This is a genomic window from Paenibacillus solani, assembly GCF_001277345.1.
GTDB lineage: Bacteria > Bacillota > Bacilli > Paenibacillales > Paenibacillaceae > Paenibacillus_AQ > Paenibacillus_AQ solani.
On sequence record NZ_LIUT01000001.1, the window covers coordinates 1,552,396 to 1,570,217 of the forward strand.

The 17,822-nt window shown below is 46.9% G+C and carries 16 protein-coding genes; 11 read left to right on the forward strand and 5 right to left on the reverse strand.

From position 1 onward, the window contains the following. Window positions 1–129 precede the first annotated feature (129 nt). Together AM231_RS07075 and AM231_RS07080 are read right to left on the reverse strand one after the other, a co-directional pair. On the reverse strand, window positions 130–624 hold the full coding sequence (locus tag AM231_RS07075) for a C40 family peptidase (protein WP_053493799.1): 495 nt from the start codon (window positions 622–624) through the stop codon (window positions 130–132). Between the two features lie 267 nt (window positions 625–891). After that, a complete protein-coding gene (locus AM231_RS07080) occupies window positions 892–1,536 on the reverse strand; it encodes a thiamine diphosphokinase (protein ID WP_054401939.1) in 645 nt (214 codons plus the stop codon). Between the two features lie 137 nt (window positions 1,537–1,673). Here AM231_RS07080 and AM231_RS07085 point away from each other — a divergent pair, with 137 nt between their 5' ends. Both AM231_RS07085 and AM231_RS07090 read left to right on the forward strand, forming a co-directional pair. After that, complete coding sequence (locus tag AM231_RS07085; protein WP_054403553.1) at window positions 1,674–2,321, forward strand: trimeric intracellular cation channel family protein; 648 nt, start codon at window positions 1,674–1,676, stop codon at window positions 2,319–2,321. Between the two features lie 76 nt (window positions 2,322–2,397). Continuing rightward, window positions 2,398–2,862: a low molecular weight protein-tyrosine-phosphatase gene (locus AM231_RS07090; protein WP_054401942.1), complete on the forward strand. Its 465-nt coding sequence runs from the start codon at window positions 2,398–2,400 to the stop codon at window positions 2,860–2,862. A gap of 306 nt (window positions 2,863–3,168) precedes the next feature. Here the strand turns inward: AM231_RS07090 and AM231_RS07095 are convergent, their stop codons facing one another. Then, complete coding sequence (locus tag AM231_RS07095; RefSeq protein WP_053493796.1) at window positions 3,169–3,897, reverse strand: alpha/beta hydrolase; 729 nt, start codon at window positions 3,895–3,897, stop codon at window positions 3,169–3,171. A gap of 256 nt (window positions 3,898–4,153) precedes the next feature. On the opposite strand from AM231_RS07095, the gene pdhA reads away from it, so the two are divergent. The 8 genes from pdhA to AM231_RS07135 all read left to right on the forward strand — a co-directional run bounded on the left by pdhA (window position 4,154) and on the right by AM231_RS07135 (window position 14,747). Further along, on the forward strand, window positions 4,154–5,221 hold the full coding sequence (gene pdhA, locus AM231_RS07100) for a pyruvate dehydrogenase (acetyl-transferring) E1 component subunit alpha (RefSeq protein ID WP_053494274.1): 1,068 nt from the start codon (window positions 4,154–4,156) through the stop codon (window positions 5,219–5,221). Between the two features lie 150 nt (window positions 5,222–5,371). Further along, window positions 5,372–6,349, forward strand: coding sequence for an alpha-ketoacid dehydrogenase subunit beta (locus tag AM231_RS07105; protein WP_054401944.1), 978 nt, complete (start codon window positions 5,372–5,374; stop codon window positions 6,347–6,349). A gap of 29 nt (window positions 6,350–6,378) precedes the next feature. Further along, window positions 6,379–7,695 carry a dihydrolipoamide acetyltransferase family protein gene (locus AM231_RS07110; protein ID WP_054401946.1) on the forward strand — a complete coding sequence of 439 codons (1,317 nt, stop codon included), beginning with the start codon at window positions 6,379–6,381 and terminating at the stop codon, window positions 7,693–7,695. A 3-nt stretch (window positions 7,696–7,698) separates the two neighbouring features. Further along, entirely contained in the window at window positions 7,699–9,114 is a 1,416-nt protein-coding gene (lpdA, locus tag AM231_RS07115; RefSeq protein WP_054401948.1) for a dihydrolipoyl dehydrogenase, read from the forward strand. A 196-nt stretch (window positions 9,115–9,310) separates the two neighbouring features. Then, window positions 9,311–10,105 carry a thymidylate synthase gene (gene thyA / locus AM231_RS07120; protein ID WP_054401950.1) on the forward strand — a complete coding sequence of 265 codons (795 nt, stop codon included), beginning with the start codon at window positions 9,311–9,313 and terminating at the stop codon, window positions 10,103–10,105. A 63-nt stretch (window positions 10,106–10,168) separates the two neighbouring features. After that, window positions 10,169–10,657 carry a dihydrofolate reductase gene (locus AM231_RS07125; protein ID WP_054401952.1) on the forward strand — a complete coding sequence of 163 codons (489 nt, stop codon included), beginning with the start codon at window positions 10,169–10,171 and terminating at the stop codon, window positions 10,655–10,657. Window positions 10,658–10,842: 185 nt separating this feature from the next. Next, window positions 10,843–12,330 (forward strand): glutamate synthase subunit beta, encoded by a 1,488-nt coding sequence (locus AM231_RS07130; protein WP_054401953.1) that lies wholly within the window; start codon window positions 10,843–10,845, stop codon window positions 12,328–12,330. 116 nt (window positions 12,331–12,446) lie between these two features. After that, complete coding sequence (locus AM231_RS07135; RefSeq protein ID WP_054401954.1) at window positions 12,447–14,747, forward strand: type IA DNA topoisomerase; 2,301 nt, start codon at window positions 12,447–12,449, stop codon at window positions 14,745–14,747. Between the two features lie 72 nt (window positions 14,748–14,819). Here the strand turns inward: AM231_RS07135 and AM231_RS07140 are convergent, their stop codons facing one another. Both AM231_RS07140 and AM231_RS07145 read right to left on the reverse strand, forming a co-directional pair. Next, entirely contained in the window at window positions 14,820–15,557 is a 738-nt protein-coding gene (locus AM231_RS07140; RefSeq protein ID WP_054401955.1) for an HAD family hydrolase, read from the reverse strand. Between the two features lie 16 nt (window positions 15,558–15,573). Continuing rightward, window positions 15,574–16,491, reverse strand: coding sequence for an ArsR/SmtB family transcription factor (locus AM231_RS07145; protein ID WP_054401957.1), 918 nt, complete (start codon window positions 16,489–16,491; stop codon window positions 15,574–15,576). Window positions 16,492–16,621: 130 nt separating this feature from the next. Here AM231_RS07145 and AM231_RS07150 point away from each other — a divergent pair, with 130 nt between their 5' ends. Continuing rightward, window positions 16,622–17,800 (forward strand): MFS transporter, encoded by a 1,179-nt coding sequence (locus AM231_RS07150; RefSeq protein WP_054401958.1) that lies wholly within the window; start codon window positions 16,622–16,624, stop codon window positions 17,798–17,800. The last annotated feature ends 22 nt before the right edge of the window (window positions 17,801–17,822 follow it).

A 17,822-nucleotide genomic window follows, 5' to 3' on the forward strand; every position in this document is an offset into this window, starting at 1 on the left:
AAAAATGCACCCCTAGAATTTCATCGGATAAACCAGGGGTTTAATCCAATGTCTATTCTAAGGGGTGCACTTCAGAGAGGCAGACGGTCTTTTAATATTCAAATCTATATGGTATATACGAATAAACGACTACAGTACTCGACGTGCTTTCAGATAAGTCTTGCTCCAGTTACCAGTCAGACTGGAGATGGTCACGCCAGGCTTCCCGTAAGTGTGCAGAATTTTATTGTTGCCCATATAAACGGCTACGTGAGTTACATTTCTGCCATTGGCACGGCTTCCGCTAGAGAAGAAGATCAAATCGCCGGCTTTCAAGTTCGATTTCGATACGGCTTTACCTACTTTGGATTGAGCTGCAGACGTACGGGGCAGATTCACACCGTATTTTTTAAAGATATGCTTCATGAATGATGAGCAGTCAAAGACTCTAGTTGTAGAGGTGGAAGCTCCAAATTTATAAGGTGTTCCCATATATTTTTTACCATAATTAACGACTTGAGTTCCTTTGCTTACAGCTGCAGCTTCTACAGGAGTCGCTGGTGCTACAGTAAGAACTGCGCCAACACCCAAAGTTGCGCTTAAGCTGATTACTACGGCTTTCTTGATCCATTGTTGTCGATTCATGTTGTAATTACCTCCATGCATTTTTGTTTTGGCGATGAACCGAGTATATCAGATTTGAAACCGTCTAAAATTTGGATAATCAGCGCAATTCCTTGGGCCGCATGGAATGAAAGCGAATTATTAAAATATCATTAAAAGTAACAAAAAATTAAGAATTAAACATATAAGCAGTGATAGAAATAAGAAAAAACCCTTGAAAAACAAGGGTTTTTTAAGATGTGAATGAAAGGTTAAATTGCGGATCTAAAGATGACAAAATAGTCATGATTAGCGATCTTTACTCTGAATGATGAGCAGTAAACCTCCCTCGATCCGGACGGTACCTTTCTCCCCGGAAAGTTTATTGCTGATTCCTAGTGACTGTCCCAAACGCAGTGTGGCATTTTGGAGCGGATACTGAAACCCTTCGAGGTAGATTCCGGTGACTTCCGTTGTAAGCGGCAGAAGAGAGACGTATGTAAATCCTCTGTCCTCAACTATACAGTTTGAGCCTGTGAGCATAATATAGTTGTTCTTATCAAGAATGGAACATGGTATATGATGCTGAAGTCCGCGAATCAGCATATGAATATTGGCCAGCGTGTGGTCCAGACGCGTACCGGTCGCTCCCAGAATCATGATGGAGGCAGGCGATTGTTCAAGTGCTAGTTCAAAGGCGAGTTCGGTGTCGGTCAGATTTTTGTCGATCGGGTCGCAAGCGATGACTTTCCCGCTCATGGCTCGGATATGTTCCAACTGATTGGATGGAATCGAGTCGAAATCCCCAACGGACAGGTCCGGCCTGATGCCATGGTCAATCAAGAACAGCGACCCGCGATCAGCGCCTATAATGAAGTCTCCTTCTTGAATCTCGTCTAAAAATGTGGGTGACAACTCCCCGCCTGTATATATCAGGACGCGAGTGTGATTCATCATAAATTCCTCCTTTTTCGAGCGAATTGTCATTGAATTCTAGTATAAAGCAGTTTTCATGCTTGCACAATTTAAACAGCCACGTCTACAATGTAAGATGTAAATCGATGGGGGAGCGGGGGAACTATGCTTTGGACATGCATATGTTTGATGTATTCAGTATCATTGGCACTATAGCGTTCGCGATGTCGGGAGCTTTCGTAGCAATGGAAGAAGAATATGATATTCTGGGTGTCGTGGTTCTTGGATTGGTTACTGCTTTCGGCGGCGGGATTATAAGAAACGTATTGATCGGTGTGCCAGTGACCACGCTGTGGAGTCAGGGAGATTTAATCATGCTGGCGATGATTTCAGTATTTGTCGCATTTGTACTGCCTCTCCGCTTCATACAGCACTGGAAGAAGACAGAAGCATTATTTGATGCGATCGGCTTGTCGGCTTTTGCTATTCAAGGTGCAATATATGCTACACAAATGAATCATCCCTTGAGTGCGGTAATTGTAGCTGCCGTGCTGACAGGCAGCGGCGGTGGAATGGTGCGGGATCTATTAGCCGGACGAAAACCGCTCGTGCTGCGCGACGAAATTTATGCGGTCTGGGCGATGGTAGCGGGGGTCGCCATTGGGCTCGGCTTTGCTACCAAGACATGGCAGCTGCTGGCTCTGTTTGTTGTAGTGATCGTGTTCAGAATGCTGTCCGTTCTCTATAAATGGAAATTACCTAGAAGGTCATTGCATGGTGGAAGACCTTCTCCTTCCCAGGGAAATGAGATCAGCTCGAGATAGTGGAAGGTTGAGAGTCATTCAGATATTACGCATGATCTAAATGGGGTTGTTATTAAACGTTAAAGGAGATAAGTTCATGGTATCCGTTTTGTTTGTATGTCTGGGGAATATCTGCCGCTCGCCCATGGCGGAGGCAGTGTTAAGACATAAAATTATGCAGCGGGGGCTGCAGGATCAGATACGTGTGGATTCCGCCGGTACCGGAGATTGGCATGTTGGAAGTATACCTCACGAAGGTACCCGGAAACTGTTGGATCATTGGCAAATTAGCTATGAAGGCATGGTAGCTCGACAAGTGATAGGCAAAGACTTCGAGGATTTCGACTATGTTATCGGCATGGATAATTCCAATGTTGAGAATATGCGCAAATTGGCAGGGTACGACGAAGCCAAGATTCTAAAGTTTATGGATCTGCTGCCGGATGAGAAGCTGCGAGAGGTGCCTGATCCTTATTTCACCGGAAACTTTGAAGAGGTGTACCAGCTTATCAATGCAGGGTGTGACATTCTACTGGACAAAATCATTCGAGAAAAGCTATAATCGAGTCGAACAAGCGGTGAGTCAGCCGCTTTTTTGACGAAGACAATTGAAAGCGATACCAAGATGAACGGGCTGCTGAAACAGAAAAGATGAACAATGCACATTCCATTAAAAAAATGCGCGGTTGTTCATCTTTTTTTTGAAGTGGAGACAAAGGGGGGAGCTGTTCACTCCTCTTATCTCCATATGAGTATGCGCTTTGCCAACTGCTCACATGTCACGCCACCAGGCCTGATAGGACAGATGGTGAAAATTATAGTAACAGGTTAAGCCAGTAGCAGATCTGTTGTTGCTGTGAGTAATGGATTAACCCAGGAAGTACATAAGGGCAGCAGGGAGCTCTTTTTGCCAGAATCCCCAAAGGTGACGTCCGTCTTTTTCATAATAAGTGATGGTGGCACCCCGTTCTTCCAGCAAAGCTTTTGTTGAACGATTCAATTCAACGAAGTTATAGACACCTGTATCGGTTGCATAGTTGTCTTCTTGGAGACCTACAATCATATAGATGTCGAGCCAGGACAAATCCTGTTCTTCCCGGATCATATTCTGGGACTTCTCATAGAAAGCACCGGACAAGCTAATGATTCTTGAGAAGAGTTGCGGGTAACGCAGGGCTAGATGAACAGAGACGCTTCCGCCAAGGGAATCACCAGCGAGAACGCGCTCGGCTGGCTCTCTGCGAACAGGATATTTCTGTTCAATGAAGGGAATAATCTCTTCGGCGAAACAGGACAGATAAGCATCGAAACGGTTTCCAAAAGGCGCATACTCCTCGGTGCGAATCTTTGTATTAACTTCTACGCCTACAATAATGAAAGGATCTACACCTTCTTCGAGTATGAGCTGGTTGGCCCACGTCGCGATCCGCCCGAAGTTGAAAAATTCTTCGCCGTCCTGACAATAAACGACAGGGTAGCTGAGAATTTCATTATAGCCGGGTGGGAGATAGATGCGGAGTGTTCGATTCTCCTGCAAAAACTTGCTTTCAATCACTTCTTTTACGATGGTTCGCTTCAATAAACGTTCATTCGTCATAAATCGTCACCTTTTTCGGGTTAGTTTTTGAAATGCGGTAAACAATAAGTTAAAATTACCCTGACCTATCTAAGATGTCTGTTGTTCTATGATGTTTGTCATTCTGTTATAGTATTGTTTGTGATCTGTTATACATACAAACGTCGAGAAATGTGAAATTTTATCCCGTATTCCTTTGACGAATGGAGTGAAACAGGTGTATAATAATTCTATAACAGCGGAACTTGATATTCAAATATTTATTGAGGTGAAAAAAATGACCAAGGTTCCTTATGAAGTATATACCGAGGAAGTAGGTACTCTATCTGTACTTTCCCCGGATGGCAAAATCGTAAACAAAGATCTTTTGCCGGAATTGTCAGACGATCAACTGAAAGAAATTATGTACCGCATGGTATTTACCCGTACTTGGGATGATCGTGCCGTAAATCTGGGCCGTCAAGGACGTCTCGGCTTCTATGCGCCTGTATCTGGACAAGAAGCTACAATGGTAGGCAGTGAGTTTGCACTTGAGAAAGATGACTTTGTTTGCCCGGGCTACCGCGATATGCCACAAATCGTATGGCATGGTCTTCCGCTTTATCAAGCATTCCTCTATTCCCGCGGACATCAGCATGGCGGACAAATTCCAGAGGGTGTTAACGTATTGATGCCTCAGATTATCATTGGTGCGCAAATTCTGCATGCCATGGGTATTGCTATGGGGTACAAACTGAAAAAACAAAAACAAGTTGTTATTACGTATACCGGTGATGGCGGTTCCTCCGAAGGTGACTTCTACGAAGGCTTGAACTATGCCGGCGTATATAAATTACCAGTGATTTTCTTTGTACAAAACAATGGTTATGCGATCACGACTCCGTTCTCCAAGCAGACAGCAGCATTGTCTATCGCTCATAAAGCTGTTGCAGCTGGAATCAAGGGAGTTAAGGTTGACGGTATGGACGTGCTTGCAGTAATCAAAGCAGTTCGTGACGCAGCTGAACGCGGCCGCAATGGCGAAGGTGCAACACTGATTGAAGCAGTAACTTACCGTTTCCGTCCACACTCCCTTTCTGACGACGCTACAAAATATCGTACGAAGGAAGAAGAGGGCGAGTGGAACGAGAAGGATCCAATTGCGCGTCTTGCGAAGTACCTCGAATCCAAAGGGTTGTGGACAGAAGAGGATACAGCTCGCGTGAAGGAAGAGGCTAAAGCGAAAGTCAACGAACAGATCAAAAAAGCCGAGCAAACGGAAAAAATGACGGTGCCTGGTTTGATCGACAGCATGTTCGAACAAACGCCTAAGCATTTGGAAGAGCAAAAAGCGGATTTCCAATAAGCATGACGGACCGATGATTATCGTTAGGTTGTACCTTCGATAATCATCCGGTCTTCTCATGGCTCCAAGGACGCTTATTAATATGAACATATAGCCGCATAAGGCATAACACTGGAAGTTTACTGTATTTCTTAAGGAGGAAATGAAGCAATGGCACAAATGAACATGAAAGAAGCGATTCGCGACGCCATGCGCGTTGAATTGAGCCGTGACCCTAACGTTGTCATCTTCGGTGAAGACGTAGGTAATGTCGGCGGTGTTTTCCGTGTAACGGAAGGCCTTCAGAAAGAATTCGGGGAAGAACGCGTATTTGATACACCACTGGCTGAATCCGCTATTGGCGGTATGGCTGTCGGTCTTGGTATTCAAGGATTCCGTCCGATCGCTGAAATTCAATTCGTTGGATTTATCTTTGAGGCGCTTGACCAAATCGTCGTTCAAGCCGCTCGTATGCGTTACCGTTCCGGCGGACGCTATAACTCTCCAATTGTATTCCGTACTCCATTCGGCGGAGGGGTTAAAGCAGCTGAGCTGCACACAGATGCACTTGAAGGTTTGATCGCTCAAACACCGGGTATTAAAGTTGTAGTGCCTTCCAATCCTTATGATGCAAAAGGTCTTATGATCGCAGCGATCCGCGATAATGATCCTGTATTCTTCATGGAGCACTTGAACTTGTATCATGCGTTCCGCGCCGAAGTTCCTGAAGGTGACTACACCGTTGAACTTGGCAAAGCTAACGTTGTTCGCGAAGGAACCGACGTTACGATTATTGCTTACGGACTGATGGTTCATACCGCAACGAAAGCGGCTGACGAGCTTGAGAAGAACGGAATCAAAGCGGAAATTATCGACTTGCGCACCATTTCTCCAATCGATATCGACACCGTGCTGGCTTCAGTTAAGAAAACCAATCGTGCGATCGTGGTTCAAGAAGCGCAAAAATCTGCGGGTGTAGCCGCAGAGGTTATCGCTCAAATCAATGAAAAAGCGATTCTCCATTTGGAAGCTCCAGTGCTTCGCGTGACTCCGCCGGACACTGTGTATCCGTTCGCTCAAATTGAGGATACTTGGTTGCCTACGCCAGCACGTATCATTGATGCCGTAAATAAAGTATTGAATTTCTAATAGCAGCAATATCTAGGGAGGTTTTACAGTTGGCAAAATTTGAATATCGTTTTCCAGAGCTGGGTGAAGGTTTGCATGAAGGTGAAATCATCAAAATGCATATTAAGCCAGGCGACAAAGTAACAGACGACGACATCATCATGGAAGTACAGAATGACAAGGCAGTCGTGGAAGTTCCTTGTCCCGTGAACGGTACGGTTCAAGAAGTTTTTGCCAAGGACGGTCAAGTATGCCGTGTCGGTGAAGTGGTTGCTGTCATTGATGCAGAAGGTGACATCCCTGAGCAGGAAGTTCCTGCTGAAGAGCAGTCTGCTCAAGAAGCTGACGCCGCTAAGGGAAGTGCTGATACGACTTCTTCCCCGGCTCAAAATGCACCAGCTGACGCTAAAGAAGGCGGAAACGGTGAGTCAGCAGCACCTGCAGCACCTAACCGTGAAGTTTTGGCTACGCCAAGTGTGAGAAAATTTGCTCGCGAACAAGGCGTGGACATCGCTCAAGTTAAAGGCTCCGGCAACAACGGTAAAGTGACTCGCGAAGATGTTGAAGCCTTCAAGAACGGTGGCGGCCAAGCAGCAGCTCCGGCGCAAGAAGCTGCATCCGAAGCAAAAGCAGCACCTGCAGCAGCATCCGCAGTGGACACTCGTGCAGAAGAAGAGCGCGTACCATTCAAAGGTATCCGCAAAGCGATCTCGAATGCTATGGTTAAGTCGGCTTACACAGCTCCTCACGTTACGATCATGGACGAAGTTGACGTAACTGAGCTGGTAGCGTTCCGTACCCGCATGAAACCGATCGCTGAGAAGAAGGGCACGAAAGTTACGTATCTGCCATTCATCGTTAAAGCACTTGTTGCGGCAAGCCGTCAATTCCCTGCACTCAATGCAATGATCGACGAAGAAGCGAACGAAATCGTGTACAAAAAGTACTACAACATCGGTATTGCTACGGATACAGACAACGGTCTGATCGTACCGGTTATCAAAGATGCGGATCGTAAGAGCATCTGGATGATCGCTGACAGCATCCGTGACCTGGCTGCTCGCGGCCGTGAAGGCAAACTGTCTGCTAACGAAATGAAGGGCAGCACGATTTCCATCTCGAACATCGGATCTGCAGGCGGTATGTTCTTTACACCAATTATTAACTTCCCAGAGGTTGCTATTCTCGGTACCGGCCGCATCAGCGAAAAAGCGGTTGTTAAGAACGGTGAGATTGTGGCAGCTCCTGTTATGGCATTGTCCTTGAGCTTTGACCATCGGATCATCGACGGAGCGACAGCTCAAAACTTTATGAACTATATTAAACAGCTGCTCGCTAACCCTGAGCTGCTTGTTATGGAGGTGTAACTAATGGTAGTTGGAGATGCTTCTTTAGATATTGATACTCTAGTCATTGGTGCTGGTCCTGGTGGTTATGTGGCGGCAATTCGTGCCGCCCAACTGGGTCAAAGTGTTCTGATCGTTGATAAATCGGAACTCGGCGGTGTTTGCTTGAACCGTGGTTGTATTCCTTCCAAGGCTTTGATCGCTGCAGCTCATCAGTTCGAATCCGCTAAGCATGCCGATGCTTTCGGTATTTCCGTGGAGAACGTAACGGTTGATTTTGCAAAGACTCAGGAATTCAAAAACGGTGTTGTCAAAAAAATGACCGGCGGTGTAGCTGGTTTGTTGAAAGGCAACAAAGTTGAAGTTTTCAACGGCGAGTGCATGTTCATCAACGAAAACGAAGCTCGTGTATTCAATGATCATGAGTCTCCGCGTTACCGTTTCAAGAACTGCATCATTGCGACAGGCTCCCGTCCAATTGAATTGAAGCCATTCCCATTTGGCGGACGCATCTTGTCTTCTACAGAAGCATTGAATCTGCCTGAAGTACCGAAGAGCATGATCGTCATCGGTGGCGGCTACATCGGTGCCGAGCTTGGCCAAATGTACTCCAAATTCGGTTCCAACGTTACAATCATCGAAGGTCTGGACAGCGTTCTGGCTGGCTTTGACAAGGACATGACAAGCCTCGTTACGAAAAACATGAAGAAAACAGGTATCGAAATTATCACAGGTGCAAAAGCTGAAAGTGCTGAGCAGAACGATAAAGAAGTTACCGTGAAATACTCCGTAAACGGCGAAACCAAAGAAGTAACAGCTGATTACCTGCTGGTTACAGTTGGCCGTCGTCCGAATACTGACGGAGAACTCGGTCTGGATCTGATCGGTCTCGATATGGATGAGCGCGGATTCGTGAAAGTCGACCATCAAGGACGCACCAGCATTCCTCATATCTTTGCAATCGGGGATATCGTGTCTGGTCTGGCTCTTGCACACAAAGCTTCCTATGAAGGTAAAGTGGCTGCTGAGGCTATTTCCGGAATGCCATCTGTCGTGGATTACAAATGTATCCCGGCCGTTGTGTTTACAGATCCAGAATGCTCCAGCGTAGGTTATACCGAAGCTCAAGCGAAGGAAAAAGGCCATAAAGTAAAAGCCGGCAAATTCCCTTACGCAGGTAACGGACGTTCCGTATCCTTGAACCATCCGGAAGGCTTCGTGAAAATCGTGGCTGAAGAAGGAACAGGACTTATTCTCGGAGCGCAAATCGTAGGTCTGGAAGCGTCCAACCTGATCGCTGAGCTTGGTCTTGCGATTGAGATGGGTGCAACACTTGAAGATGTAGCATTGACGATCCATGCGCACCCAACACTGGGTGAGATCGTTATGGAAGCTGCGGAACTGGTTATGGGTCATCCGATCCACATCATTGCCCGTTAATCCATACGACGCATATTCAGGGCATTATTATTTGGTCAGGGGACTGAGAGTGCAAGTGGCGCTCTCGGTCCCCTGTTTTTTTGCGAGGATAATCTACGTGATATCCGGCATCTTTCACCAGGGGGATTTTAAGCATCCCAATCATTCCATGAACATGGTAGACTGTTAATATGAGATTCTAGTGAGGTGACTATAGATGAAACAATATTTGGAGCTGCTGCAGGATATACTGGATCATGGTGTAGAGAAAGGCGATCGTACGGGGACAGGGACGTTATCCGTATTTGGAAGACAACTGCGTTTTGATTTGTCCAAAGGATTCCCACTCATGACAACGAAGCGAATTCATCTGAAATCGGTGATACATGAGCTTTTGTGGTTCTTGAGCGGAGAAACGAATATACGGTACTTAAAAGAAAACGGCGTTAGAATATGGGATGAGTGGGCAGACGAGAATGGAGATTTGGGCCCTGTTTATGGCTCTCAGTGGCGGGCATGGGAAACGCCGGATGGGCGCCACATCGATCAGATCGCCCAGGTCATCGATTCGATCAAGAACAACCCTGACTCCCGCCGGCATATCGTCAGCGCCTGGAACGTGGCGGAGATTGATAATATGAAGCTGCCGCCATGTCATTTTGTATTCCAATTCTACGTGGCGGGAGGCAAACTCTCCTGCATGCTTACGATGCGTTCGGTGGATTCCTTCCTCGGATTGCCGTTTAACGTTGCCAGTTACGCTCTTCTTACCCATATGGTTGCTCAGCAATGCGATCTTGAACCGGGCGAATTCATCTGGTCCGGGGGCGATGTTCATATCTATTCCAACCATATGGAGCAGGTTCGAACACAGCTTGAACGCGAGCCGTATGAACTGCCGAAGCTGGTTATCAAGCGGAAGCCGGATAGTATTTTTGATTACACCTATGAAGACTTTGAATTTGAGGGCTATCAGTATCATCCGACCATTAAAGCAACGGTTGCTGTTTAAAAAGGTTTTTCCGCACGTGGATTACCTAACAAATAATAAATCAAGGAAAGGGGAGACATACACATGATATCCATGATATGGGCTATGGGAAAGGATCAAGTAATTGGTCTAAACGGAACAATGCCTTGGCGTTTGCCGCGCGATATGGCTTTTTTTAGAGAGAAGACCCTGAATAAACCGATTCTAATGGGACGCAAGACATGGGATTCATTTGGCAGTAAACCGCTTCCTCATCGTAAGAACATCGTACTCACACGAGACGAGAGCTTTATGCTGACAGAGGACCAAGGTGTTGTAATTCACGATATCGAGGATTCTCTCGTTTATGCGGAGAATGAAGAGCTGATGGTCATTGGTGGATCGCAAATCTATGAATTGATGCTGCCGAAAGCGGATCGACTATATTGCACCTTTATCGATGAATCCTTCGAAGGGGATACGTTTTTCCCTTCTGTCAATTGGGATGAATGGAAAATCATTGAGGAAATACCCGGCATCACGGATGAAAAAAATCCATACACTTACCGCTTTGTTATTTATGAACGAAAGTAATTAAAGCTGCTCCCCTATAGGGTTGTATCTTCCGGTAACCTCCGTTTTATCCATGATCGCATTGATGTATGCAGCATGATAGTACAAATGATCATGCATATACTCCATTTATCAGATGAAAAGCGAGATGCTACTATATTTCTAATGATGAACGGCATGGACGAAACGGACGGGGGTACAACATTATGTCTACACCAACAGGATTTATGGAATATCAGCGCCGGCTTCCGGGGGACCGAAGCCCGCTTGAACGAGTTAAAGACTGGGAAGAGTTTCATAAGAATTTAGCAGAAGAGGAGCTTCAGACGCAGGGAGCACGCTGCATGGATTGCGGTACGCCATACTGCCACACTGGCATCGATATGCTCGGCGGAACATCAGGCTGTCCGATCCATAATTTGATTCCCGAATGGAATCATCTGGTATACCGGGGATTATGGAGAGAAGCGCTGGAACGTCTTCATAAAACGAATAATTTTCCCGAGTTTACCGGACGTGTATGTCCTGCGCCATGCGAGGGTTCTTGTACCGTTGGCTTGATCGGTGAACCGGTCGCGATCAAATCGATCGAGCAAGCGATAATCGACAAAGGGTTTGAAGAAGGCTGGGTTGTTCCCGAACCGCCAGAGAAGCGCACGGGATGTCGCGTCGCTGTTGTAGGTTCAGGTCCGGCAGGATTGGCGGCTGCGGCTCAATTAAATAAAGCAGGCCATTCCGTTACCGTCTTCGAACGTGCGGATCGCATCGGCGGGCTGTTGACTTACGGGATTCCATCGATGAAGCTGGACAAGGGTATTGTTCAGCGTCGTGTAGATTTGCTGGCAGCTGAAGGCGTAGAATTCGTTGTGAACACGGAGATCGGCAAAGACATTCCTGCCTGGCAGCTGATGGAGGATTATGATGCTGTTGTACTGTGCGGTGGAGCAACCAAACCGCGCGAGTTCACTATTGAGGGCAGTGATCTTAAAGGAATTCATTATGCGATGGATTATTTGAATGGATCGATCAAGAGCCTGCTGGATTCAAACTTGGAAGATGGTCAATACGTATCATCAAAAGATAAGGATGTCATCGTCATTGGCGGCGGTGATACCGGCTCCGACTGCGTTGCCACAGCCTTGCGTCACGGCTGTCGTAGTGTGACTCAATTCGGTACACATAAACAGGCTCCGCTGCAGCGTGATCCAATTGCCAACCCGTGGCCTCAATTCCCGAACGTGTATACACTCGATTACGCACATGAGGAAGCCAAAGCGTTGTTTGGCCGTGATCCACGTGAATTCTCGATCATGACAACGAAATTCGTTGGGGATGAGGAAGGCAATCTCAAGGAGCTTCAGACCGTTCAGATCGAGCGGATTGTAGATGAATCGGGGCGGAAAGTGTATCGGCCGATTCTCGGCACGGAGAAAGCCTATCCGGCTCAAATGGCCTTCATTGCAATCGGCTTTGACGGACCGGAGCGAACACTGATCGAGCAGCTTGGACTAGAGACGGATCGTCGTTCGAATGTAAAAGCACCGTATGGCAAATATACGACCAATGTGGATAAAATATTTGCCGCTGGAGATATGCGCCGGGGTCAAAGCCTCGTGGTATGGGCCATCAATGAAGGTCGCGAGGTGGCGCGAGAGGTAGACAAATATTTGATGGGTGCTTCCGTACTGGTTTAATCCTTCTTCCAAATATGCTATCATAATAGTAGTTTAAAGGACTTCGCGAGAGCGAAGTCCTTTTTGGAGTTAGCCACTTGCATAAGGAGCAGCTCAATCGGGGAGGAGAATGTCACTTGAAAACATTGGTCATTGCCGAAAAGCCGGATATGGGACGGAACATCGCTGCGGTCATCGAGCCGCGGGCCAAGAATAACCGTACATATCTCGAAGGTGAGCAATACATCATAACATGGGCTATCGGACATCTGGTTGGGCTGGCAGAGCCAGATGCATATGATCCGAAGTATAAGCGCTGGAATTTAAGGGATCTGCCCATCATTCCGGAGCAATTCAAAATCATCCCGAATCCGAAAACCAAAGATCAGTTAAAGGTCATTGGTGAGGTTGCCAAGCGCTGCAGCCATATCGTGAATGCTTGTGATGCAGGAAGGGAAGGGCAGTATATCTTCGCGCTCATCCAACAGCAATTAAAACTGAAACAGCCTGTAAAAAGATTATGGATTTCCGACTTAACAGCAGAAAGTATTGCACGAGGCTTCGCGGAGCTAAAGGATGGCGCGGATTTCGAGAATTTGACGCATGCTGCACGAGCACGTAGCGAAGCTGATTGGTTGATCGGTATGAATGCTTCACGTGCTTTTACGACTCGTCATCAAACGTTATTATCCGTTGGACGTGTACAAACACCGGTTCTGGCTCTGATCTATGACCGTCAGAAGGAGATCGAGGCATTTGAATCGCAGACATTCTATGACGTTAAAGCAGCGTTCAAACAAGAGCAGCTGGAATATATGGGGACTTGGCAGGGGGATCGGTTAACCTCGCAGGAACAGGCGGAGATTATTGCTTCAAAGGTCAATGGTAAGGATGGCGTTATCGCCAAATACGAAGTGAAAGAAACGAAGGAATATCCCTTTAAATTATATGATTTGACACTTTTACAACGTGAGGCGAACGCAAAGTATGGGTATTCTGCCAAGAAAACGCTGGACCTTGCCCAAGCATTGTATGAGCGCCACAAGGTGATATCTTATCCGCGGACCAACTCCAACTATGTGAATGAACAGAATATCGAGGGTATGCATAAGGCACTTCATATGCTGAAATCGACTTCATATGCCGCAATGGCTGAAGGAGCAGATCCCAGCCGGGTGCATGTTAACAATAAAGCGGTATGCAATCCCCAGCGGGTTGAGGATCACCATGCGATACTGCCGACACTAAAGCGGCCGGGCACGCTCAGTAAGGAGGAGCAGCATATTTACGATCTGGTGATTCTTCGGTTTCTGTCGCATTTTTACCCTCCGGCGATGTATAAGCAGCATACGGTGCTCACCGAGGTAGAGGGAGAGACGTTCAAAACCGGGATCAAGGAGCTGTTGTCTCTGGGCTGGAAGGTGCTGATCACGCAGGACAAAGAACAGAAGAAGGCCAAGTCTTCCAAAAAAGGCAAAGAGGATGAAGAAGAGGAGAGTCAGGAATGGAATGACCGTTCATTTGACCTCTCTCCCGATAAGCCTGTACACTGTAAAAACTCGGAAGTAAAAGAAAAGGCAACCCAGCCGCCAAAAAGCTACACAGAAGGCACCTTGCTGAAGGCGATGGAGAGTGCTGGAAAGTCGATTGAGGATGAAGCCCTCCGGGATGCCATGAAAGACAGCGGGCTGGGAACGCCGGCAACACGGGCGGCTACTATCGAACGCTTGAAAAAGGTCGGCTATATTACGATGCAAGGCAAGAAAATTACGGTAACCCAAAAAGGAAGAACGGCGGTAGAATTGATTCGGCATGCCGGAGTTGAGCTGCTCGCTTCGCCAGAGATGACGGGTCAATGGGAACGTCGTTTGCACCAAATATCCAAGGGAGAGGCTTCAGCGGACGTATTCATGCAAAATGTGCAGAAATTTACCATTTCGATTATTAACAAGGTTTCATCGCAGAGACAAGCACCTTCGTCGTTATTCGGTGGAGAAGAGGATAAGCCGAAGGGCAAAGGAAAGCGTAGTACCGAAAAAGCGACCCCTCCCGGTAGCAACAAGGAGGGCCAAACAGGAAAGAGAAGTACCCAAGCTGGAGCTACCGCCTCAGTGGAAACAACAACGCCTGTTACCGCACGTTCTTCGCTAGGACGCTGTCCTAGACCTGGCTGTGAAGGCCATATCATAGAAGGTCGTAAAGGGTATGGCTGTGCGAATTTTAAATCCGGCTGCCAGTTTGTGATCTGGAAGGAGTTTGCTGGCAAGAATATTTCACACGCGATGCTGAAATCCTTGCTGACTCAGGGGAAGACGCAGTTACTATCTTTTAAGCAAGATGATGGCAGTACCTATAAAGGCAGGATTATCCTGCTACCCGAGGGCAATGGAAAGCTTGCCGTTCAAACGGAGGAGAGCAGTGCTGCCTTGAAATCATAACATTGCCCTATAAGAAACAAACCGAGCCGAAATGAAGGAAAAGACTCCTAAATTGGCTCGGTTTGTTTGTGATTAATTGACATGATCATCAATGATTTCTGGCACTTCAGTTAAGGCAGAAACGGTATACAGTACATTATGCGGCTCTTGTTTCAGTTCTACCAGATTGTATTGCCATTCGCGCTGCTGCTTGATATAAATGCTGTTAATTCCAGCTGTCAGAGCTGGAACAACATCGGTACGAAGGGAGTTCCCGATCATCCACGTATCGGAGCGGGAGAAGGTTCCATCCTTAAGAATACCCTCTAGGGCTGAGATGTTCTTATGTTGGCGGATGTAAATCCGGTCTTCAAAATAATCCGTCAGCTTCATCTGCTCGATTTTGCGCTTCTGAATTCTCGTTTCGCCTCCTGTGTACAGATGAAGGCAATGTCCTTCTTCCCGGAGCTGCTCCAGCGTCTCTACCATGCCGGGATAGGCCTCAATCTCTTGGTCATATACGCTAAGACCAAGCTGGAGGAGAAGCTCTTCTTCTTTGCGAGAGCTGTCTCTGCCATGAGTACGAGCGAAGTAATGGTATGTGTCTATCAAGGATTGCGGAAAATTGGCGCTTGCGAATCCGAACTTGTTTACGCCCGCTACATCGATTTCCATCTGTTTGGTTCGAACTTCTTCTGTAGTAACGCCATATTGTTGAAACCATTCGGTCATCCATTCAAAATAATCACCGAGGATGAGGTCAAAATATTTATTGCAATGGATTAAAGTATCGTCCATGTCAAAGATAATCTGCTGTGAAATTTTACTCATGATTCGCTCCTTCTTACTATGAAATTCTAATGTAGTTCTCCAGGAACATCTGAAGCTCAGCAGCTCCGTCCGGCCGCATGCTGAATCTCTCATTATTCTCAGACTTCAGATGGGAGCGGAGCAAACCAGCTGCTCTTAATATCATCAAATGGTGCATTAATTCCTCATAAGGCTGATTCAACTCAGCGGCCATTTCTGATACAGCCTTTGGCTCATCTGCAATATAACGCAACAGTCGCAATCGTTCGGGGTCGGCGAGCGCTTCCGTCATACGCAGGAGAACAACAGGCGGCTCATCTTCATTTTCTTCTGGTATATCGATCGGATACTGGAGAAGAAGTACATTATCATAGAAGCAATAGGTATTGATCGGGCGAAAATGCGTACCCGGAAACAACACCACATTCTCCTGTGACACATCATCCAGTATGACGCCACTTGATGCATATTCAATTAAATTCTCGTCGTCCATTTTTGGGAGAAGCATACGTTTCTCCTCGGCATCTTCTTCCAGCAGCGAAGACAGGTCTTGCTCCACTTTGGAAAAATAGTGCTCATACCAAAGTTTGAGAAGAGGAGTATAGCTTTCTCTAATTCGTAATATTTCATCCAGCGTCAAGGACGGTATATGAGGCTGTAGCAGGGTCAGAAGTTCTTCAGCTGGCGATGATTCGATCCAATTCAGAAAATCGGGGATCGCTTTATGCTCTTGTCTTAACATAATCAAGGCATAGAGGACGTCGTAATCCGCCAGCGGCCAGGAACGGGCTTTGCTAAGCTGGACCCGCACCTGCTCGGGCAAGCGTTCGTCCATCTCCATGATCAGCTGTTTTCCGATATCCAGGTTATCGGTCCATTTTCTCGTTGCATATATCATGAAGCTGCCCAGCAGCTCGTACACGGTGGATACATCGATGCTAACTTTATATTTCATTACAGGTATACCCTCCTAATTGATGGCATTGTTATTATTATGGCTTGTATCGATTGGGCTTGTCCACTATAATGTTCATCTGGCTAAATAAATTCATCGTTTATTCATATAAGAGGAGGACCATATTTCAGTGACAGAAGATGCAAATCCCCGTCAAGGGAGAACACATTATTTCATACTTATTGCCGTTGTGGTTGCGGCTGGTTTAAGCCAGGGATTGCTGCTCCCGGTGCTGGCTATATTTTTGGAACGGATGGGCATTTCCTCATCCATGAATGGATTGAATGCAGCTGCTTTATATGTAGGCTCATTTGCCATGACGCTTGTCGCAGAGAGGTTGCTTGGCTGGATCGGCTTCAAAAAACTGATCGTATCCGGATTGGTGCTGGTGATGCTGTCACTGGTTGCTTTTCCTTTAATACCGAGCGTGGCAATCTGGTTCGTACTGCGTGTACTCGTAGGAATTGGGGACAGCGCCCTTCATTATGCAGCCCAGTTATGGGTGCTTATGATGTCTACGTCGCAAAACCGGGGACGAAGCATCTCGTTATACGGCATGTCTTACGGACTGGGATTCAGTATAGGACCATTAGGCATCCCTTTGCTTCATTATGGTGAGGCTGTTCCGTTTGCTGTACTGGCTGTGCTGTTCTTGGTGATATTGCTGGTCGTATGGTTCAAGCTTCCGAACTTGAAGCCGGAAAAAAGTGAGAGTGGGTCTACCCAGCCGTCTGGCCGCTATCTCAAAAGCTTTAGGCTGGCTTGGTTTGCTCTGCTCCCTGCGTTTCTCTATGGATATATGGAAGCGGGCATCAACAGCAATTTCCCTGTTTATGGATTGCGAAGCGGATTCACACTAGGCGAAATATCAGCGCTGCTGCCCTTTGTCGGAATCGGGGGACTTGTTCTGCAGCTTCCCCTGGGGATATGGAGCGATAAATTCGGACGTAAACGGGTACTGAGCATCGCCGGCATTGTGGGTGGAAGCTGTTTCTTGCTTGTTCCAGCGGCAGGAACAAATTTCTGGGCAGTCCTGGTACTGCTGACGATTGCAGGTGGTTTGGTAGGTTCCTTTTTCTCGCTGGGATTGGCCTACGCGGCAGATATCCTTCCGAGGCTCCTTCTACCGGCCGCCAATGTTGTCGCTTCCTTTCATTTCAATGTGGGCAGTATCGCAGGACCAAATGTGGGGGGAGCCATCATGGAAACGGGATGGAACGGAGGCTTTTTCATCCTGCTAGGAGGTTTATATATTCTGTTTGCCAGCACGGGTTTATGGTTCAAAATTAAAACAAGATCTCAGGCCTGATACAAACATCTGTTCTCATGGC